Raw genomic sequence first — 19,690 nt, forward strand, 5'->3', positions numbered from 1 at the left:
TCGTTCTCGCGGCACACCTGCCGGCAGATGTCGCGCACCCGCAGTCGCAATGCCCCGGTCAGCACCTTGTAACGGTATTTGGTCGACCAGACGATGTGGTAGCGGTGATAGAAGACGCAGTGTTTGCCGGTGTCATATTGCATGATCGTACCCTCAGAAAAATGAGCCTTCGACCCGGCTGCGGCTCATTTTTCTGAGGGTACGATCATAACACGATTCTTTCACGCTGAAGCAGGTCCGACTGGAAGTCGGAGGGTTTGCTCCAGGGCGTGGATACTCAAATAGGTGGTTGGCACAAATAAACCAAGGCAATGATTGATAGAAACGAAGTATTCGTTGGGGTGGATGGCCAACACACCATCCCTGCGCCGCAGCGCATCGGCAGAGCATCCCCCACCCTACATCCCTTAACCCACCGTCCCGCATGCTCACATCATGCGAAACCGCAATTCTCCCCTCACGCCCGAGGTCTGGCTGCATGACCTCTTCACCTCCAAATCCGTCCAACAGGGCACCGTGATCCGGCGCAAGGCGCGCGACATTGAGCGCTTCGCCGACATGGACCTCTTCCTGCGCGAGATCGACCGGCGGGGCTATCGGGCGATCGAGAACTCGGGCCAGATCATCATCTTCTGCAACCGCGCCCCGATCCGCTGGCTCATCCCCGGCGCCCCCCCGATTTCTTCAAAAGAAATCGGACGAAGCACGACTGTCTGACAGATCACGCCCCGTTAACCCGCTCCCCGCGCCCCAAACCCCACCGACGCAATACCGACAGGATACCGACGGGATGCCGACAGCCAAAATCGCCTGATTTCCGCCCGTTAACCCCGGTTCGCCGCCCTTCGCCAGAATCCGACACGGTCATGTCGAAAACGCGCTGGCCTTCCGGGCGGCACCTGCGATGCTGGCGGCACCATGCGCCTGATCATCTCCTTCGCCGCCCTGTTCCTCTCGGTCGTCCTGCTGCAGCTTTCCACCGGCGGGGTCGGGCCGCTGGATGCCCTCTCGGGGCTGGCGCTCGACTACACCACCGCGCAGATCGGCCTCCTGGGCTCGGCGCATTTTTTCGGTTTCTTTCTGGGGTGTTGGTACGCCCCGCGGCTGATGGGGACGGTCGGGCACAGCCGCGCCTTCGCCGCCTTCACCGCCGCCGGGGCCATCGGCCTCTTGGGCCACATGATGGTCACCGACCCCTATGCCTGGGCCGTCATGCGGGTGGCCTCCGGCCTCTGCGTGGCGGGGTGCTACACGGTGATCGAGGCCTGGCTTCAGGCCAAGGTCACCAACGCCACCCGCGGGCGCACCATGGGCGTCTACCGGGTGGTCGACATGGGCGCCTCGCTGGCCGCCCAGCTGCTCATCTCGGTGCTGCCCCCTGCCACGTATTTTTCCTATAATCTCCTGGCCTTACTGTGTTGCGCGGCGCTCCTGCCGCTGACCCTGTCGCGCCTGCGCCAGCCCGAGACACCCGCCGCCCCGCGCCTGCGCCCGATGCTGCTGGTGGCCCGCTCGCCGCTGGCCACGGCGGGGGTTCTGGTCGCCGCCCTCTCGTCGGCCTCCTTCCGCATGGTCGGCCCCCTCTACGGTCAGCAGGTCGGCCTCGCCGTGGACCAGATCGCCGGGTTCCTCGCGGTCTTCGTGCTGGGCGGCGCGGTCGCGCAATACCCGGTGGGATGGCTCGCCGACCGCTACGACCGCCGCTGGGTGCTGATCGGCCTGTCACTGGCGGCCATCGTGTCAAGCGTCACGACCGCCATGACCCACGATCTGGGCACCGCGGGCGTGCTGGCGACGGCCTTCTTCTTCGGGCTGACGACCTTCCCGATCTACTCGGTCTGCGCGGCCCATGCCCATGATTTCGCTGACAGTTCCGAGCGGGTAGAGCTGTCGGCGGCGCTGATGTTCTTCTTTGCCGTGGGGGCAATGGCAGCGCCGCTCATGGCCTCTGCACTGATCGAGCGGTTCGGCCCGGGGGCGATGTTCGCCATGATAGCAGTCGGGCATGCCGGGCTGGTGCTTTTCGGTCTCATGCGGATGCTCGCGCGCCCCCCGGCCAAGGCGCGCACACCCTATGTCTGGGCACCGCGCACCTCGTTCCTCATCGGGCGTCTGACCGGGCGCAGCCGCGACCGGAAGTGACCGGCTAACCCTCGCGCGCGTCCTCCGCCGCGCTTTCCTCGGCGGTTTCCACGTACCATTCCTGCGCCGCCGCCAGCGCCACCGGCGAGCCCGTGGGCGACACGCCCACATAGGCCCCCGTCTCATCCACCGGCACCCCGGGGCGGCAGGTCATCCGCCACGTGGCATGGGCGGCGATAAGCGCGAACAGCGCCGCCAGGAACAGCCAGAACCCGTGCGGCCCGACGATATCCATCAGCTGCCCCGTCACCATCGGCCCGGCGATCGCCCCCATCCCGTAGACGAAAACCAGCCCGCCCGAGGCAGCGGCCATGTCCTCGACCTCGAGGAAGTCGTTGGTATAAGCGATGAACAATGAATAAAGCGGCGAGGCCATGCCCCCCATGACGAAGCCCAGCACCAGCAGCGTCTCGAAATCGACACCGAGGAACGCCCCCACCCCGGTACTCACTGCACCCACCGCCGCCACCCCGAGGATCAGCCAGCGCCGGTCCATCCGGTCCGACAGCCACCCGATGGGCATCTGGAACGCCACCGCCCCGGCAAAGATCGCGGCGACAAATCCGCTGATCTGCGCCACGCTCAGCCCCGCCTGTGCGCCATAGACCGAGGCCATGCCGAATTGTGCCGCGAAAATGCCACCGAGGATCAGCATCCCCACGCTCGCCAGCGGCGAGCTGTCATAGAGCTGGCGCAGCGTCATCGGCTTGTCGGTCTCGAAGGCGGGCGTCGGCGAGGCCGACAACAGGATCGGCGCAAAGCTCAGCGACACGAGGATCGAGGGCACCACGAACAGCAGGTAGCCCCCGGCGTCACCGAGGTTCATCAACCCCTGCGCCGCGATGATCCCCGAGGTCTGGGCGATCATGTAGGCCGAGATGATCTTGCCGCGCGTGGTATTTGTGGCGGCGTTGTTGAGCCAGCTTTCGGCGGTGACGTAGACCCCGGCGAGACAGAAGCCCAGCAGCACCCGGATCACCGTCCAGCTATAGGGATCGGTCAGCACGGGGAATGCGATGAGCCCCGCCGAGAGGAACGAGCCCAGCGCGGCAAAGACCCGCACATGCCCCACCCGGCGGATCATCTCGGGCGTCACACGGCTGCCGGCGAGAAAGCCCACGAAATAGGCCGAGGTGATGATCGACAGCTCCAGCGTGCCAAAGCCCTCGATGCCGCCGCGCACACCCATGAGCGTGGCCTGCATCCCGTTGCCGATCATGACCAGCATCATGCCCAGCAGCAGCGCCCAGACCGAGCCGATAACCTTGAACATCGCGGCGATTCCCTCTCGGCTGATGGCCCTTTCTCGCCCGCGCCGCTACACCCGCGCACGGGCCGCGTCAAACCGGATTCGACCCTGTGCGCAGTGCGCCCGCGCACATGCGCAAATATGCGGCAGGCGGGGGTGCGGCCTCTGGCCCTTTGGGCACGGGGCGGTTAAACGCGGGAGAAGCAGTTCCAGGCGACAAAGGCAGTCCGGCACGATGGCACGTCACCTCATCACCTCGGCGATCCCCTATATCAACGGGATCAAGCATCTCGGCAACCTCGTGGGCAGCCAATTGCCCGCCGATCTCTACGCGCGCTATCTGCGCGGGCGCGGCCACGAGGTGCTCTATCTCTGCGCCACCGACGAGCACGGCACCCCTGCCGAGCTTGCCGCCGCCAAGGCGGGCAAGCCGGTGGACGAGTATTGCGCCGAGATGTGGACGGTGCAGAAACGGCTCTCCGACGGGTTTTGCCTCGGCTTCGATCATTTCGGACGCTCTTCCAGCCCGCAAAACTGCCGCCTCACCCAACATCTCGCGGTCCGCCTGCACGAGGCCGGGCTGATCGAGGAGGTGCGTGAGAAACAGGTCTATTCTCCAACCGATGGCCGCTTCCTGCCGGATCGTTACATCGAGGGCACCTGCCCCAATTGCGGCTATGACAAGGCCCGCGGCGATCAATGCGAAAACTGCACGAAGCAGCTCGATCCGACCGACCTGATCGACCCACGCTCGGCCATCTCCGGCGCGACCGATCTCGAGGTGCGCGAGACCCGCCATCTCTACCTGCGCCAGTCGGTGATGCGCCGCGCGCTCAGCGACTGGATCGACACCAAGGTCGACTGGCCGGTGCTGACCACCTCGATCGCACGCAAATGGCTCAACGATGGCGATGGATTGCAGGATCGCGGCATCACCCGCGATCTCGACTGGGGCATCCCGGTGCAATTCGAGGGCGCGCCGTGGTCGGGAATGGAGGGCAAGGTCTTCTACGTGTGGTTCGACGCGCCCATCGAGTACATCGCCTGCGCCGCGGAATGGGCCGAGGCACAGGGGCTGGAGGCCAAGGCGTGGGAGCGCTGGTGGCGCACCGACAAGGGCGCCGCCGATGTGCGCTACACCCAGTTCATGGGCAAGGACAACGTCCCATTTCACACGCTCTCCTTTCCGGCGACCCTGATGGGCGCAAACCATGACGGGTCCGAGCCGTGGAAGCTCGTCGATTACATCAAGTCGTTCAATTACCTCAACTATGATGGCGGCCAGTTTTCTACCAGCCAGGGGCGCGGCGTGTTCATGGACGACGCACTCGACATCCTGCCGGCCGATTACTGGCGCTGGTGGCTGCTGAGCCATGCGCCCGAGAATTCCGACAGCGAATTCACCTGGGAGAATTTCCAGGCCTCGGTAAACAAGGACCTCGCCGACGTGCTGGGTAATTTCGTCTCCCGCGTGACCAAGTTCTGCCGCTCGAAATTCGGCGAGCAGGTGCCCGAGGGCGGCGAGTATGGCGCACAGGAACAGGCGCTCATCGACCGGCTCTCGGCACGGATCGGGGACTACGAGGCGCATATGGAGGCGATCGAGATCCGCAAGGCGGCCAGCGCGCTGCGCGCGATCTGGGTCGAGGGCAACGAGTACCTGCAAGACGCCGCGCCGTGGGCCACCTTCAAGGAAGATCCCGGGCGCGCGGCAGTGCAGATCCGGCTCGCGCTCAACCTCGTGCGGCTCTACGCCGTGCTGTCCGCGCCCTTCATCCCCGACGCGGCGCAGGCAATGCTGGCGGCGATGAAAACCGACGATACAAGCTGGCCCGACGACGTCCCCGCCGCGCTCGACACGCTCGCGCCCGGCCACGGATTCGAGGTGCCCGAGGTGCTCTTTGCCAAGATATCCGACGAGGCGCGCGAGGACTGGCAGGCGCGGTTCTCCGGCACACGGGGCTGAGGGGCGCGAGCAGGCGTCTCCGGCCTTGAGCTACCATTCAGCGCACCGGTTGAGGAGCCGCGCAGCGGGCGGTCGGGCGCTCGCGCGGCGGCGCGTAACCGCGCCTTTATTCCGCGCGAGGGCAGGATGCGAATGGCGGGAACAGGCCATAACGCCCCCGCGCGCCCCCTTTCCCACTACCGCCTTATGTCAAAATGCGTGCCCCCCTCCGGCACCGCCTCCTGCACCGTCACCTCGCGCACCACCGCCGCCGGCGGCCCCTTGTGCAGCGCGGCGAGCATCGCATCCACGTCGCGCGCCGGACCCTCCAGATGCGCGCGCACGGCCCCGTCGGCCTCGTTGCGCACCCAGCCCGACAGGCCGCGCCCCTGCGCCTCCACCTGCGCCCAGGCGCGAAAGCTCACCCCCTGCACCCGGCCCCCGACACGCACCCCGACTGCCTTGATCCCAGACATGTTGGCCTCCCTTTCCAGCACCGCCATCCTAGCACGATCCGCCTTGACCGGGCACCACTTCCCCGCCATATGCCACAGCCATGACACCGCTCTCGCAAATCCGCAATTTCTCCATCGTGGCGCATATCGACCACGGCAAATCCACCCTTGCCGACCGGCTGATCCAGATGACGGATACCGTCGCCGAGCGGGACATGAAGGAACAGTTGCTCGACTCCATGGATATCGAGCGCGAACGCGGCATCACCATCAAGGCCAACACCGTCCGCATCGACTACACCGCCGATGACGGCCAGCAATACGTGCTCAACCTCATCGACACGCCCGGCCACGTGGATTTCTCCTACGAGGTGTCGCGAAGCATGCGCGCGGTCGAGGGCTCGCTCCTGGTGGTGGACAGCACGCAAGGGGTCGAGGCGCAGACGCTGGCCAATGTCTACCAGGCCATCGACGCCAATCACGAGCTTGTGCCGGTGCTCAACAAGATCGACCTGCCGGCCTCCGATCTCGAACGCACCGCGCAGCAGATCGAGGAGGTGATCGGCATCGACGCTTCCGGCGCGATCGCCGTCTCGGCCAAGACCGGCGAGGGCATCCGCGAGACGCTCGAGGCGATCATCGCCCACCTGCCACCGCCCACGGGCGACGCCGACGCACCGCTCAAGGCCATGCTCGTGGACAGCAAGTACGACCTCTACCTCGGGGTCGTCGTGCTCGTGCGGATCATGGACGGCGTGATGAAGAAGGGCGACCGCATCCGCATGATGCAGACCGGCGCCACCTACAATGTCGAGCGCATCGGCGTGTTCCGCCCGGCGATGACGGTGGTGGACGCATTGGGACCGGGCGAGATCGGCTTCATCACCGCCTCGATCAAGCAGGTCCGCGACACCCGCGTCGGTGACACGATCACCCATGAAAAACGCCCCTGTGCAAAGGCACTACCAGGCTTCAAACCCTCGGTGCCGGTGGTGTTCTGCGGCCTCTTCCCGGTGGATTCCGCGCAGTTCGACGACCTGCGCGACGCCATCGAGAAGCTCGCCCTCAACGACGCCTCCTTCAGCTACGAGATGGAAAGCTCCGCTGCCTTGGGCTTCGGCTTTCGCTGCGGGTTTCTGGGCTTGCTGCACCTTGAGGTGATCCGCGACCGGATCGAGCGCGAATACGATATCGAGCTGATCACCACCGCGCCGTCGGTGATCTATCACCTCTACATGAAGGACGGCGAGCGGGTGGACCTGCACAACCCCGCCGACATGCCCGACCCTTCGCTCGTCGACCGGGTCGAGGAGCCGCGCATCAAGGCCACGATCCTCGTGCCCGACGAATATCTCGGCGACGTGCTCAAGCTGTGCCAGGATCGTCGCGGCCTGCAACTCGACCTCACCTACGCGGGCAGCCGCGCAATGGTGGTCTATGACCTGCCATTGAACGAGGTGGTGTTCGACTTCTACGACCGGCTCAAATCGGTGACCAAGGGCTATGCCTCGTTTGATTACCAGCTCGAAGGCTACCGCGAGGACCGGCTGGTAAAGATGCAGGTTCTGGTCAATGACGAGCCGGTGGACGCGCTGTCGATGATGGTCCACCGCGACCGGGCGGAGATGCGCGGCCGCGCGATGTGCGAGAAACTGAAGGACCTGATCCCCCGCCACATGTTCAAGATTCCGATCCAGGCGGCCATCGGCGGCAAGGTCATCGCCCGCGAGACGCTCTCGGCGCTGCGCAAGGACGTCACGGCGAAATGCTACGGTGGGGATGCGACACGCAAGAAGAAGCTCCTGGAGAAGCAGAAGGCCGGCAAGAAGAAAATGCGCCAGTTCGGTCGCGTGGAAATCCCGCAGGAGGCGTTCATCTCGGCGCTGAAGATGGATGGATAAACGCGAATGATCGGGTGTGTCACAGCCGCCAGCGCAAAGCTTCGTTCAACGCGGGCTTGATACGCGCGGCAGCGGATCGGCATGGTCGCGAAAAGGCCCCCGGCCTGCCCAACCCTGTCAGGGCCCCGCGAACAGCCCGCCATATTCGTCTCGCAGGACGTTCTTCTGCACCTTGCCCATCGTGTTGCGCGGCAGCGCGTCGAGTATGATAAGCTTGCGCGGGTGCTTGAAGCGCGCCAGCGACCGTGCCGCCGCCGCGCCTATCGCGTCGAGATCGGGCGTCATGCCCGTTTGCGGCACGAGAAACCCGACCACCGTTTCGCCGAAATCGGGATGCGGCACGCCCACCACCGCGCTTTCCAGAACGCCGGGCTGATCGTCGAGCAGCAATTCGATTTCCTTGGGATAGATGTTGTAACCGCCGGAGATGATCAGATCCTTGCTTCGCCCCAGGATATGGACATAGCCACGATCGTCGATCAGCCCCAGATCGCCGGTGATAAAGAACCCGTTCCCGCGCAGTTCCTCCGCCGTTTTCTCGGGCATGTTCCAATAGCCCTTGAACACGTTGGGTCCGCGCACCTCGATGAGGCCGATTTCGCCCTGCGGCAAGGTCTCGCCACTCTCGGGATCGGTGATCCTCAGCTCCACCCCCGGCAGCGGGAACCCCACCGTGCCCGCGCGCCTCTCGCCGTCATAGGGGTTGGAGGTGTTCATGTTGGTCTCGGTCATGCCGTAGCGTTCGAGGATGCGGTGCCCGGTGCGCGCCTCGAACGCCACATGCGTTTCCGCCAGCAGCGGGGCCGAACCGGAGGTGAACAGCCGCATATGTGCCACCAGGTCGCGGGTAAAGCGCGGATCGTCCAGCAGCCGGGTGTAGAAGGTCGGCACCCCCATCATCGTGGTGGCGCGCGGCAGGTGCGCGATCACCTGGTCGAGATCGAATTTCGGCAGAAAGATCATCGCGCCACCGGCCAGAAGCACGATGTTGGTGGCGACGAACAGGCCGTGGGTGTGAAAGATCGGCAGAGCGTGCAGCAGCACATCATCGGCGCTGAACTGCCAGTACGCGACCAGAACCTCTGCATTGGACAAAAGATTGGTCTGCGTCAGCATCGCCCCCTTCGACCGCCCCGTCGTGCCAGAGGTGTAGAGAAACGCCGCAAGATCATCGCCATCGCGCGGGATGGTGTCGAAGGTCTCTGGCATATCCCGGGCCGCGTCGGACAACGTGCCGCTGCCACCCTCATCGAGCGTCATGAGCACCGCGCCCGCCGCCTCGGCCATGGGGCGCAGCGCATCGGCCCTGGCGCCGTCGCACAATAGAAGTTTCGCGCTGCTGTCGGTCACGAAATACTTGAGTTCGTCCCCGGTATAGCCGGTATTGAGCGGCAGGAACACGATGCCTGCCTGCACGCAGGCGGCATAGACGGCAAGCGCCTCGGGCGATTTCTCGATCTGGGCCGCGAGCCGGTCGCCAGGTTCGAGCCCCGCCGCGCGAAAGGCATGGGCATAGCGGGCGGCCAGCCGCAAAAAGGCGTCATAGCTGAGCGTGCCGCCATCCGCGAGATGCAGGAACGGGGCCGTGCGGCCCGCATGGCAACCGAAGAGCGTGTCGTAGAGGGGATTAGCCATGGTCTTGTCCTTCACTCCGTCGTCTTGGCGGAGGCTGCGGCGAGCGCCGTGACATCGGGCGAGGCCGCGATCTCGCCCGACGCTGCAAATCGTTCGTGGTTCTGCGAAATCTGGCGCAGGTCGTAGAGGTAGTTCACCATCACGCCGCCCGATTGCCGCTGCCCGTTGGGCGAGCGGTCCGCGCCCGCGTGGATCGCGTGGACAGAGGCCCCGTTGCCCAGATGGAACCGCGCCACCGGATCGTAGGGCCCGCCCTTGTCGCGCTTGGCGTTCAGCAGGTAATGCGCGGCGATCTGGCGGCGGGCGTCTTTCGTCTCTGGCATCGCGGTGCCGGTCTCGTCCATCCAGCGGGCGAGGCCCGGAATCGGCGAGAGGGTGACGAAGGTCTTGAGATTGGGCAGCTCCTGCGACAGATCGGCCACCACCTGCTTGATCAGCGAATTGCCAAACGAAATACCCGCGAGCCCCGATTGGCAGTTGGAGATCGAGTAGAACACGGCCGTGTCCGCCGCGTCGGGCGCGATAGCCTCGCGTTCCTCCGACAGCACGTCATGGATTGCACCGGGAATGCCGCGGCTGAGCGCAACCTCGACGAAGATCAGCGGCTCGTCGGGCATCGCGGGGTGGAAAAAGCCGAAACAGCGCCGGTCCTTCGGCGCCAGACGACGGCGCAGGTCGTCCCAGCTGTCAATCGCGTGCACCGCCTCATAGGCGATGATCTTTTCCAGCACATCCGCCGAACTGGTCCAGTTGATCGGGCGCAAGACCAGAAAGCCGCGATTGAACCACGAAGCGAAGAGGTGCTTGAGGTCGAGATCGACCACCGAAAGCGCCGGATTGTCGTCCGCGAGGCGCAAGAGGTCCGCCCGCATCGCCACAAGCCGCGCCGTGGCCCCTGGCACTTGGTTGAGACGGCGGGCCAACTCCTGGCGCGGCGGCTCGGCGGCACTCATGAATGCGCGATAGGTCTTGCGGTCCGGCGCGGCCTCGAACGCATTGAGCGTGTCGCGCACCGCTTCTGGATCGACGCCCATATCCTGCGTCAGAAACTCGAAGAACGCGAGCTTCCCCTCATCCTCGAGGCCCGCGTAACGGTCCAGGATCAGCCGCGCAAGCGCCATCCCCGACACCTCGCCGGAACTGCCCAACAGATCGCGACACAGCGCCTCGATGCTTCGATTTTGCCGGTCAGGCTCGGACGCACCGCGATAGCGGCGCTCGAACACCGTCGACAAGAGGTCAGCAAGAACGCTCATCAGCCCATCCCCATCACTGCATTCGGCAACCATGTGGCCAGTCCCGGAAACAGGCACAAGAGGATGATCGCAAGGATCATGCAACCGACATAAGGCAGCGAGCCGTAGAGGATCGTCTTGAGCTTGATATCGGGGGCGATGCCGTTGATCACATAGAGGTTGAGACCGACGGGAGGCGAAATCAGGCCGATTTCCATGTTGATGGTCAGCACCACCGCGAACCAGATTGGATCAAACCCGGCGATGGTGATGATCGGCAGCAGAATGGGCGCCGCCATCAGGATCACCGCCACAGGCGGCAGGAAGAAGCCCGCGATCAGCAGAAAGACGTTGATCGCGCCCATCAGCACCCAGCGATTGACGTCAAGCGTGCCGATCCATTCGGCGATGGACTGGGTGATGAAGAGCGACGAGAGCATGTAGGAGAACACCCCCGCCGCCGCGATGATGAACAGGATCATCACGCTTTCGCGGGTGCTGTCGCGCAGCACCACCCAGAGCGCGCGGGGATCCCACAGCTTGTAGATCACCATCGCGATCACCAGGCACAGCAGCGCACCGACGGCGGCGGTCTCGGACGGCGTAGCGATGCCGCCATACATTGCGTAGAGCACGCCGAGGATGATCGCGAGAAAGGGCAGGACGCGGGGCAGGATCTCGAATTTCTGCGCCCAGGTATAGGGGGTCACGCGCAACAGGTTCACATCGCCCGAGCGCCACGTCTGGTAGAGCGACCAGGCCATGAAGAGCACCACAAGCAGAAAGCCGGGAATGACCCCCGCAAGAAAGAGCCGGCCAATCGAGGTCTCCGTGGCGATGCCGTAGACGATCATGGTGACCGAGGGCGGGATCAGAATACCGAGCGTGCCGCCCGCCGCGATGGAGCCTGCGGCGACGGAATCGGGGTAGCCGCGCTTGCGCATCTCGGGGATGCCCATCTTGCCGATGGCGGCACAGGTGGCGGGCGAGGAGCCGGACATCGCCGAGAAGAGCGCGCAGGCCCCGAGGTTGGAGATCACGAGGCCGCCGGGCACACGGGTGAGCCACCGCTCCAGCGCCTCGTAAAGGTCGGCGCCCGCCCGCGTCGAGGCGATGGAGGCACCCATGATGATGAACATCGGGATCGACAGAAGCGCGAAATTGTCAAGCTTGCCAAAGAATATCTCGGGCATGAGCTCCAACGAGCGCATCCCGTCAAAAATGATCAGGAACCCGCCCGCGACGATCAACAGACCGACCGCGACCGAAACACCGGAGAACAGCACGACGATGGTCGCGATGGCGACGATGAGGCCAAGCAGAAGCGGATCCATCAGGCGTCCTCCAGTCCGAAAGCGGTGTCGATATCGAGGATGAGGGCCACGAGATCGGCCACCAGTTGCAACAGGAACAGGCCAAAGCCCACCGGGATGGCGAGGTAGGGTATCCACAGCCGCACCGCCCAGACCGTGTCGGAGGTCCATCCGCGCGCCCAGGCGAAATGCCAGAAGTCATAGCCGTACCAGAGCATGCTTCCCACGACGAGGATGGAGAGCGACAGCGTCAGAATCCCCAGCCCCTTGCGCATGCGGCGCGGCAGGGCGAGCGGGATCAGGTCCACGTTCACATGCCCGCGCAATCGCTGGACGTAGGGCAAACCCAGAAGCGTGGCCGCGATCATGAGGTAGATCACCGCCTCGGTCTGCCAGATCGTCGAGCCGTTCATCACGAAACGAATCCAGATCATCTGGCAAGTGATCAGCACTGCCGAGACGATCATGCCGGCCGAAATCCAGCCAGCGAGAGTCGAGATCGCGGCAACGGCACGCAGGAATGGATTGTTACCGGTGCGCGCGACGGCGCCCGAGGTCTGGCCAGACATTTGGCACTCCTGATGGTCGTCGGGGTTTCAGTCCAGGGATGCCGCGCCCGAGCGTGGGGCGCGGCATGGGTGTCACGTCACTCGACGGCGAGCGCCATGTCGAGCAGGTCCTGCCCGTCGGGCACCTGTTCGACAAATGCCTTGTAAGAGGTTTCCTGCGCGATCGCGCGCCAGGCATCGAATTCTTCCTGGGTCATGTGGGCGATCTCGACACCGGCCTTCTCGAATACCTCGACCGAGTTGGCGTCCTGCTTCTTGGCCTCTTCGAGGTAATAGGCTTCGGCCTTTTCAGCCCCGGCCAAGAGCGCGGCCTGCTGGTCTTCGGTCAGACCGTCGAAAGCGGTCTTGTTCATCAGGAGCGGCTGATACATGAACCACAGCGCCACGTCGCCCGCGGGGGTGTAGCAGCTCACCTGCTCGTAGATCCGATAAGAGACGAAGGACGAGGACGAGGTGTTGGCCGCATCCAGAACGCCGGTCTGCATGGCGTTGTAGATTTCCGAGCTTGCCATCGACGCGATCGAGGCCCCTGCCCCCGCCAGCATCTGCTCGAACGCCTTGCCCGCCGCCCGGGTCTGAAGGCCCTGGATGTCTTCTGGCTTGGTGATGCACTTGTCCTTGCCGGCGAACCCGCCCGCAAGATAGCCATGCACTAGAACCATCACGTCATCCTCGGCCATTTTCGCCTCGATCGCCTCCATGAAGGGGCTGTCGGACAGGCGCGCGGCGTGATCGTGATTCTTCACGAGGCCCGGCATCAGGGTGAGGTTGTAGGCGGGTTGCTGACCGCCCGCATAGCTCAGCGGCAGAACCGTCATGTCGAGCTGGCCACGGCTGAGCGGGGTGTATTGCTCGCGCGGCTTGAACAGCGATTTGGAACCGAAAATCCTGATCTCCAGATCGACATCGGCGGCGGCAACCTCGTCGGCAACCATCTGCGCCACCTTGTGACGCACGTCGCTGTTGGACCACTGGTGCGACAGGCGCAGTTCGGTGGCGTTTGCCATTCCCCCCAGAAGCAGCATGCTTGCGGCCATGGCCGCGGTGAATGTGTGTTTCATGTTTTCCTCCCATTACTGCCTTGGGGCCGTCTGACCCGCGAGCATGCGTGCAGTCTTTGGTGGTTTGAATTCAAAGTCAAGATTTTTGTATACAAGAAATTCCATCTTGCGCACAAAGTCTTTGCCGCCTAGACTTTTTTCATGACACAACGCCGGGCCGATATCATTGCGGATGCGCTGGAGGAGCTTGTCTTCACCGGCGGCTTCAACGATGGCGACCGGCTGGACGAGATCCGGCTGGCGCGGCAGTTCGACGTGTCGCGCACGCCAATCCGCGAGGCGTTGCAGCGGCTTGTGGCCTCGGGCCTCGCTGAACAGATACCGCGCCGTGGGGTGTTCATCCGTCAGCCCGGCCCGGTCGAGCTGATGGAGATGTTCGAGACCATGGCCGAGATCGAGGGGGTCTGCGGCCGGCTGGCGGCGCAGCGTATTTCCGAAACCGCCTTGCAGGATCTGGACGCCGCCAACGCCCGCTGCACGGCCGCGGTGGAGGCGGGCGATACGGATGGCTATTACCGCGAGAACGAGCAGTTCCACCACGTGGTCTATCATCAGGCGGGCAACGGGTTTCTGGAGCAGGAGGCGCTACGCCTGCACCGGCGACTGAAGCCGTTTCGCCGGTTGCAACTGCGGTTGCGCGGGCGGATGCAGCAATCCATGGCCGAGCATAAGGCAATCGTCGCCGCCCTGCGCGCGGGCGAGGCGGAGCGTGCTGCAGAGGCGCTGCGCGGCCATGTCGCCATTCAGGGCGAGAAGTTCCACCTTTTGATGTCGAGCCTGCGCGACGCGGCGGAATGACCCCCGAGGCACGCTCGCAATAGCGGGATCGGGATGGATTCCGGCGCGGTTCGCAAGATCGGGCACTCTCAGCCGCCCTTCGCCGCGCGACGCCAAGGCCCAACCTCGACATCTGCCAAAGCGACACTATTTCTTTCTGAACGTCACAACAGGAGGACCAAATCATGAAATATCTCGCCCTTATCGCTTCCCTCAGCTTCGCGGTGCCGGCCATCGCCGGGCAGTGCCCGATGGATATGTCCAAGATCGACGCAGCCATGGAAGAGGCCAGCCTCTCCGACGCCGAGATGACCAAGGTCAAGGAATTGCGTGCCCTCGGCGAGGAACAGCACGAGGCGGGCGACCACGCGGCCTCGGTCGCCACGCTTGCCGAGGCCAAGGACATGCTAGGTATCGAGTGATCCGGCCAGTCCCGGCCACGGGCGGCATCGCGACCCGTCGCCGATGCCGCCCCGCCAAGCCCGGACCACCGCAGGGTGGTTGCCAACCCACCGTCCCCCACACCTGTCGCAACGGCGGGTTGCCGCCTGCCCTACGGCGCGCCCCTTGAAACATCCCCTCTCGCGTTCCCACCTCGAAGGCGACAGCGAAAGGAGGACCATCATGGACCGTCTGAGCTTCTATCTCACCCTTGCCACCGGGCCCATGACGGTGGGCGCGCTCGTCATCACCGTTCTGACCCTTGGCTACTACTCGTGGCCCGCCATCGGCGGGGCAGCCGCCGTGGGCGCGCTTGCCGCGTGGCCGCTGGCCTACGTGATCTCCCGGCGCATCAAGCGGCGGGATCCGAATTTCGATCACACGCGCGCGGGCGGCCTCGTTCCCAGGCCATCGCAACCGGAAGTGTGACTCAAGCGGGTGGCCCGGCCCGCTTCACTCCACCGCCTGTTCCACCGCGCGCCCGGCATTCTGCAAGTCGCGCCCGGCGCCCTGCACCGTCTCACACGCCGTCAGCGCCATACAGGCGAGCAGCCCGATCATCGTCCGTTTCATGTCGCGTTCTCCTGTTTCATCCCCTCATCCATATAGCGCAGGCCGACTGCCCGCAAACTCCATCGCAGAGATGCCAAAAAGGCCGCCGGGTTTCCCCGACGGCCCGCGCTCATCACGCTTTCACCTTCAGAAAAAGCCGAGCTTGTTGGGGTTGTAGCTGACCAGCATGTTCTTGGTCTGCTGATAGTGGTCAAGCATCATCTTGTGGTTCTCGCGGCCGACGCCTGACTGCTTGTAGCCACCAAAGGCCGCATGCGCCGGATAGGCGTGATAGTTGTTGACCCAGACACGCCCTGCCTCGATCGCGCGGCCAAAGCGATAGGCGCGGCTGCCGTCGCGCGTCCAGACACCGGCCCCGAGGCCGTACATCGTGTCATTGGCGATGGCCAATGCCTCGGCCTCGTCCTTGAAGGTCGTGACCGACACGACGGGGCCGAAGATTTCCTCTTGGAACACCCGCATCTTGTTGTGGCCTTTCAGAATCGTGGGCTGCACGTAATAGCCCCCCGCCAGGTCGCCATCCATCGGCGCAGCATCGCCGCCGACCAGCACCTCGGCCCCTTCTTCGACGCCGATGGTGAGATAGGACATGATCTTGTCCTGCTGCTCGGCACTGGCCTGCGCGCCTACCATCGTCTCGGGATCACGCGGATCGCCCTGCTTGATCGCCTTCACCCGGGCGATACAGCGGGCGATGAATTCCTCGTAGATGTCCTCCTGGATCAGCGCGCGGCTGGGGCAGGTGCAGACCTCGCCCTGGTTAAAAGCGAAGAGGACGAAACCTTCGACGGCCTTGTCGAGGAAGGCATCATCTTCTGCCATCACGTCGGAAAAGAAGATGTTGGGCGACTTGCCCCCCAGTTCCAGCGTGACAGGGATCAGGTTCTCGGTCGCGGCCTGCATGATCTTGCGCCCGGTCTCGGTCGAGCCGGTAAAGGCGATCTTGGCGATACGCGGCGATTTCGCCAAGGGTGCGCCAACCTCGGCGCCCATGCCGTTGACGATGTTCAGCACGCCGGGCGGCAGCAGATCGACGATCAGCTCTGCCAGCACCATGATCGCGGCGGGGGTCTGTTCCGCCGGTTTCAGCACGATGCAATTGCCCGCCGCCAGCGCCGGGGCCAGCTTCCACGCCGCCATCAGGATCGAGAAATTCCACGGGATGATCTGCCCCACGACGCCCAGCGGCTCATGGAAATGATAGGCGACCGTGTCATGGTCGATCTCGGACATGGTGCCTTCCTGCCCGCGCAGCACGCCCGCGAAGTAACGGAAATGGTCGACCGCCAGCGGAATATCGGCGGCCATCGTCTCGCGAATGGGCTTGCCGTTGTCCCATGTCTCGGCCTGCGCGAGGATTTCCAGATTGGTCTCCATCGCATCGGCGATCTTGAGCAGGATGTTGGAGCGCTCGGCGGCCGAGGTCCGCCCCCAACCCTCCTTCGCGGCATGGGCGGCATCGAGCGCCAGTTCCACATCCGCCGCGTCCGAGCGCGCCACCTCGCACACGACCGCGCCGGTGATTGGCGTGATGTTCTCGAAATAGCGCCCGTTCACGGGCGGCACGAACGCGCCACCGATGAAATTGTCATAATGGGCTTTGAAGGGCGCGCCGGGGCGGCCTTCGACCTGTGTCATCTCGTTCATTCGGGTTTCCTCCGGTTGCTCCCGGTCCTCCGCCGGGAATGAGGATACCCTGCGCGCCACCGCGCACCCCGTCACCCCGTGCACCGGGGACGGGCATGGCAACCTGTCTCAATCCTGAGACAGATCGCCCGTGCTTTCGTAGAGACCCAGCCGATTCATCCGCCGGTAGAGCGTCGCCCGCCCGACTCCCAGCGCCCGAGCCGCCTCCGAGACATTGCCACCCGCTCGCGCCAGCGCCCGAATCACCGCCGCGCGTTCGGCCTTCTCAAAGCCGCGCGGGCCGTCCTCGCGACCGAAAAGATCGCTTGCGGGCACCGGGCGGATCACCGCTTCATTGCCTAGGTTGAACGCCTTGCGCGCCGCCCGCGTGGCCCCGACCACGATATCGTCGCTATCCACCGCCAGCAGCATCGCCGCCTCGCTCTCGTCGTGATCGGCATAGATGATGCGCGCACGCGGATAGGCGGCGCGAAAATTATCGGCCTCGATCTGCCGCGCGGTCTGCGCCACCATCGCGCCAATCAGCCGGTTGAACGCCTCGGTCTGATCCGACCGCGCCGAAGACACGTCGAGCGCCGCCATGATCCGCCCGTTGGCCCCGTAGATCGGCGCATCCATGCAGCTCATCGCCGTGTTACGCGCCAGGAAGTGCTCGTCGCGATGGATGATGACCCGCCGATCCTCGGCGATGCAGGTGCCGATCCCGTTGGTGCCCTCGGCGGCCTCGGACCAGTCGGCCCCCTGCCATAGCCCCCAGTCCTCGAATATCGGCGCATCGCCCTCGGCACAGCGCTGATCCAGCACCACGCCCTCGGCATCGGTCAACAGCACGGCACAGCCCGAATGGCCCAGCAGACCGAACAGCTGATCCAGTTTCGGCGCGGCCACCTGAAGGAACTGCTCCAGCCCCACCTGCCGCTGCCGCAACTCGGCCTCCTCCACCCGCTCGGGCACGCGCCGCTCCGCGGGGTCCAGCCCATGCTTGAGCATCGACCGCCGCCAGGACGCCACCACCCGCGATCGTGCCGGAGCAGAGGTCGAGTGCAACTGTTCAAGCACCCGATCCACATGGTTGCGTTTGTCGGTGATGGCGCGTCTCCCGCGGCTGGCTGTCGGGTGAAGATACCCCACAGGGGCCGCTTGTGTAAATCCAGACCATCGTGACCCAGATCAAGGTGCCCGCCCGAAGCACCCGCTAATCTCTGCCGCAACGATCATCAAACCGGAGGGCCCCATGCTGCGCCTTGGATTCATCCTGCATCTCTTCATCGGCTCCACCCTCGCGGGCTCTGCCGTGATCGCCGCGCTCGTCCTTGGCCGCGACACGCTCACGCCAATCCTGATCGCCGCCGCGCTCGGCTTCGTTGCGGCTTTTCCGGTGACTTGGATGGTGACCAAGAAGCTCTACGAAAACGCCTGACCGACGCGCTCAGCTATCGAGCCACGCGCGCACCGCCGCCTCGAACTCGCGCGGTTTCTCGGCATGGAGCCAATGCCCCGCCCCGGGAATTTTCGCGAAGCGCGCGGCGGGAAACAGCGCCTTGATCCGGTCGCGGTGCTCAGGGCGGACATAGTCCGACTCCGCCCCGGACAGGAACAGCGTGCGGCCCTCGTAGATACCCGACACCTCGGGAAAGCCGAGGATTTTCGGCATTTCCCGCTCCAGCGTGTTGAGATTGAGCAACCAGCGCTTTGCCTTCACGTCAAGCGATTGCAGGAAGAACGGGACCAGGTCGGGGTTGTCCACCCGCTCCAGCAGTTGCGCGCCCGCGTCCGGGCGCCGCTCAACCCGGTCCAGGTCCACCGCCTTCATCGCCTCGACATACTGGACCTGACTGTGCCCATAGGCCACCGGCGCGATATCCGCCACCACGAGCCTGTTGACCAGATCGGGATGGCTCAGCGCCAGCACCATCGCCGTCTTGCCGCCCATCGAATGGCCCAGCACGTCCCACGCGCCGCCGAGATTCCCGATCACCTCGGCCAGATCCTCCGCCATCTCCGGGTAGCCATGCGTGTCGAACCACGGGCTGCCGCCGTGATTGCGCATGTCCACCGCCACCACGCGGCGCGTATCCGACAGCCGCTTGGCGATTACGCCCCAGTTGCGCGCCGACCCGTAGAGCCCGTGCGCGATCAACACTCCCGGCTTGTCAGAGGCGGTGCCATGCTCGATCATGTTCAACATGGGGGCCTGCATATCGTCGCACCGCGCCGATGACCAGCCCTCGGGACCGGGCCCGCACCCGGCGCGAGACCAGCACGGGGGAGGCCAGCCCGCCGATGATCGACACGAAGCAATTCGACGGCCGGATCACGGTGTTGCAAGCCGCGCTCAGGGAAAGGCTGGGGCTGCGCGGCCACTCGCTGGAACGGCAGGTCCGCCGCGCCGGACGGCTGTTGCCGCGCCGCCAGCGCCGCGCCGCCGCTACGCTTCTGGGCGCGCAGGACTGGATGAGCCACCCCCGCCTTGCCCGCCTGCTCGACCACCGCGCCGTGGACGCGGCATTCGCCGACATGCACCGCCATCTCGACCGGATCGACCCGCGAGAGCGGCGCAACACGGCGATCCTGCGGCTCTTGGGCGGGATCGTGCTCAACCTGATGATCTTCGGCGTGCTGCTCTACCTGTTGTGGCGCTACGTCCACGCCGCCTAGCGCATGTTGTTCAAAAGTGGGAACCGGTTTTGAGCCCCTTGAACATGCGAAATCAACGAGTTGGAGCGTGTCGCATGAATGCGAATGAA

Annotated in this window: 21 protein-coding genes; 9 read left to right on the forward strand and 12 right to left on the reverse strand. The window is 64.8% G+C overall.

From position 1 onward, the window contains the following. A partial coding sequence (locus C6W92_RS18120) for a transposase (RefSeq protein WP_206735493.1) occupies positions 1-143 on the reverse strand: 143 nt, incomplete at its 3' end. 292 nt (positions 144-435) lie between these two features. On the opposite strand from C6W92_RS18120, the gene C6W92_RS02510 reads away from it, so the two are divergent. Together C6W92_RS02510 and C6W92_RS02515 are read left to right on the forward strand one after the other, a co-directional pair. Then, the gene (locus C6W92_RS02510) at positions 436-717 is read left to right on the forward strand and encodes an aspartate aminotransferase (RefSeq protein WP_129431504.1); all 282 of its coding nucleotides are present in this window, start codon (positions 436-438) and stop codon (positions 715-717) included. 201 nt (positions 718-918) lie between these two features. Continuing rightward, positions 919-2,142, forward strand: a complete 1,224-nt coding sequence (locus tag C6W92_RS02515; RefSeq protein ID WP_129431505.1) for an MFS transporter — start codon at positions 919-921, stop codon at positions 2,140-2,142. 4 nt (positions 2,143-2,146) lie between these two features. Here C6W92_RS02515 and C6W92_RS02520 read toward each other — a convergent pair whose 3' ends face one another. Beyond that, on the reverse strand, positions 2,147-3,415 hold the full coding sequence (locus C6W92_RS02520; protein WP_104017698.1) for an MFS transporter: 1,269 nt from the start codon (positions 3,413-3,415) through the stop codon (positions 2,147-2,149). 211 nt (positions 3,416-3,626) lie between these two features. Between C6W92_RS02520 and metG the strand changes: the two genes are divergently transcribed. Continuing rightward, positions 3,627-5,357 (forward strand): methionine--tRNA ligase, encoded by a 1,731-nt coding sequence (metG, locus tag C6W92_RS02525; RefSeq protein WP_129431506.1) that lies wholly within the window; start codon positions 3,627-3,629, stop codon positions 5,355-5,357. Between the two features lie 176 nt (positions 5,358-5,533). On the opposite strand, the gene C6W92_RS02530 is transcribed toward metG, so the two are convergent. Next, the gene (locus C6W92_RS02530; RefSeq protein ID WP_129431507.1) at positions 5,534-5,812 is read right to left on the reverse strand and encodes an acylphosphatase; all 279 of its coding nucleotides are present in this window, start codon (positions 5,810-5,812) and stop codon (positions 5,534-5,536) included. Between the two features lie 80 nt (positions 5,813-5,892). On the opposite strand from C6W92_RS02530, the gene lepA reads away from it, so the two are divergent. Next, on the forward strand, positions 5,893-7,692 hold the full coding sequence (lepA, locus tag C6W92_RS02535; RefSeq protein ID WP_129431508.1) for a translation elongation factor 4: 1,800 nt from the start codon (positions 5,893-5,895) through the stop codon (positions 7,690-7,692). A 117-nt stretch (positions 7,693-7,809) separates the two neighbouring features. Here lepA and C6W92_RS02540 read toward each other — a convergent pair whose 3' ends face one another. The 5 genes from C6W92_RS02540 to dctP form a co-directional block, all read right to left on the reverse strand. Further along, positions 7,810-9,327 (reverse strand): malonyl-CoA synthase, encoded by a 1,518-nt coding sequence (locus C6W92_RS02540; protein WP_129431509.1) that lies wholly within the window; start codon positions 9,325-9,327, stop codon positions 7,810-7,812. An 11-nt stretch (positions 9,328-9,338) separates the two neighbouring features. Beyond that, complete coding sequence (locus C6W92_RS02545) at positions 9,339-10,583, reverse strand: malonyl-CoA decarboxylase (RefSeq protein ID WP_129431510.1); 1,245 nt, start codon at positions 10,581-10,583, stop codon at positions 9,339-9,341. Beyond that, positions 10,583-11,896 carry a TRAP transporter large permease gene (locus C6W92_RS02550; RefSeq protein WP_104017703.1) on the reverse strand — a complete coding sequence of 438 codons (1,314 nt, stop codon included), beginning with the start codon at positions 11,894-11,896 and terminating at the stop codon, positions 10,583-10,585. Before C6W92_RS02550 ends, C6W92_RS02545 begins: the two co-directional genes overlap by 1 nt. After that, the gene (locus C6W92_RS02555) at positions 11,896-12,444 is read right to left on the reverse strand and encodes a TRAP transporter small permease (protein ID WP_129431511.1); all 549 of its coding nucleotides are present in this window, start codon (positions 12,442-12,444) and stop codon (positions 11,896-11,898) included. The genes C6W92_RS02550 and C6W92_RS02555 overlap by 1 nt, the downstream gene beginning before the upstream one ends. Before the next feature lie 77 nt (positions 12,445-12,521). Next, positions 12,522-13,505: a TRAP transporter substrate-binding protein DctP gene (dctP, locus tag C6W92_RS02560; RefSeq protein ID WP_129431512.1), complete on the reverse strand. Its 984-nt coding sequence runs from the start codon at positions 13,503-13,505 to the stop codon at positions 12,522-12,524. Positions 13,506-13,646: 141 nt separating this feature from the next. Between dctP and C6W92_RS02565 the strand changes: the two genes are divergently transcribed. From C6W92_RS02565 to C6W92_RS02575, 3 genes are all read left to right on the forward strand, one after another. Continuing rightward, the gene (locus C6W92_RS02565) at positions 13,647-14,303 is read left to right on the forward strand and encodes a GntR family transcriptional regulator (RefSeq protein ID WP_129431513.1); all 657 of its coding nucleotides are present in this window, start codon (positions 13,647-13,649) and stop codon (positions 14,301-14,303) included. Positions 14,304-14,467: 164 nt separating this feature from the next. Next, entirely contained in the window at positions 14,468-14,704 is a 237-nt protein-coding gene (locus tag C6W92_RS02570) for a hypothetical protein (RefSeq protein WP_129431514.1), read from the forward strand. A gap of 202 nt (positions 14,705-14,906) precedes the next feature. After that, complete coding sequence (locus C6W92_RS02575) at positions 14,907-15,152, forward strand: hypothetical protein (RefSeq protein ID WP_129431515.1); 246 nt, start codon at positions 14,907-14,909, stop codon at positions 15,150-15,152. 24 nt (positions 15,153-15,176) lie between these two features. Here the strand turns inward: C6W92_RS02575 and C6W92_RS02580 are convergent, their stop codons facing one another. The 3 genes from C6W92_RS02580 to C6W92_RS02590 all read right to left on the reverse strand — a co-directional run bounded on the left by C6W92_RS02580 (position 15,177) and on the right by C6W92_RS02590 (position 17,933). Further along, on the reverse strand, positions 15,177-15,296 hold the full coding sequence (locus tag C6W92_RS02580) for an entericidin A/B family lipoprotein (protein ID WP_129431516.1): 120 nt from the start codon (positions 15,294-15,296) through the stop codon (positions 15,177-15,179). Positions 15,297-15,422: 126 nt separating this feature from the next. Continuing rightward, on the reverse strand, positions 15,423-16,943 hold the full coding sequence (adh, locus tag C6W92_RS02585; protein WP_129431517.1) for an aldehyde dehydrogenase: 1,521 nt from the start codon (positions 16,941-16,943) through the stop codon (positions 15,423-15,425). A gap of 108 nt (positions 16,944-17,051) precedes the next feature. Continuing rightward, positions 17,052-17,933, reverse strand: coding sequence for a GAF domain-containing protein (locus tag C6W92_RS02590; protein ID WP_129431632.1), 882 nt, complete (start codon positions 17,931-17,933; stop codon positions 17,052-17,054). Between the two features lie 244 nt (positions 17,934-18,177). On the opposite strand from C6W92_RS02590, the gene C6W92_RS02595 reads away from it, so the two are divergent. After that, a complete protein-coding gene (locus tag C6W92_RS02595; protein ID WP_129431518.1) occupies positions 18,178-18,363 on the forward strand; it encodes a CTP synthetase in 186 nt (61 codons plus the stop codon). 9 nt (positions 18,364-18,372) lie between these two features. Here the strand turns inward: C6W92_RS02595 and C6W92_RS02600 are convergent, their stop codons facing one another. After that, positions 18,373-19,131, reverse strand: coding sequence for an alpha/beta fold hydrolase (locus C6W92_RS02600; RefSeq protein ID WP_129431519.1), 759 nt, complete (start codon positions 19,129-19,131; stop codon positions 18,373-18,375). A gap of 29 nt (positions 19,132-19,160) precedes the next feature. On the opposite strand from C6W92_RS02600, the gene C6W92_RS02605 reads away from it, so the two are divergent. Beyond that, entirely contained in the window at positions 19,161-19,601 is a 441-nt protein-coding gene (locus C6W92_RS02605) for a hypothetical protein (RefSeq protein ID WP_241691049.1), read from the forward strand. Positions 19,602-19,690 lie beyond the last annotated feature (89 nt).

Origin of the sequence: Roseovarius sp. A46, from assembly GCF_004126395.1 — a bacterium.
Taxonomy (GTDB): domain Bacteria; phylum Pseudomonadota; class Alphaproteobacteria; order Rhodobacterales; family Rhodobacteraceae; genus Roseovarius; species Roseovarius nitratireducens.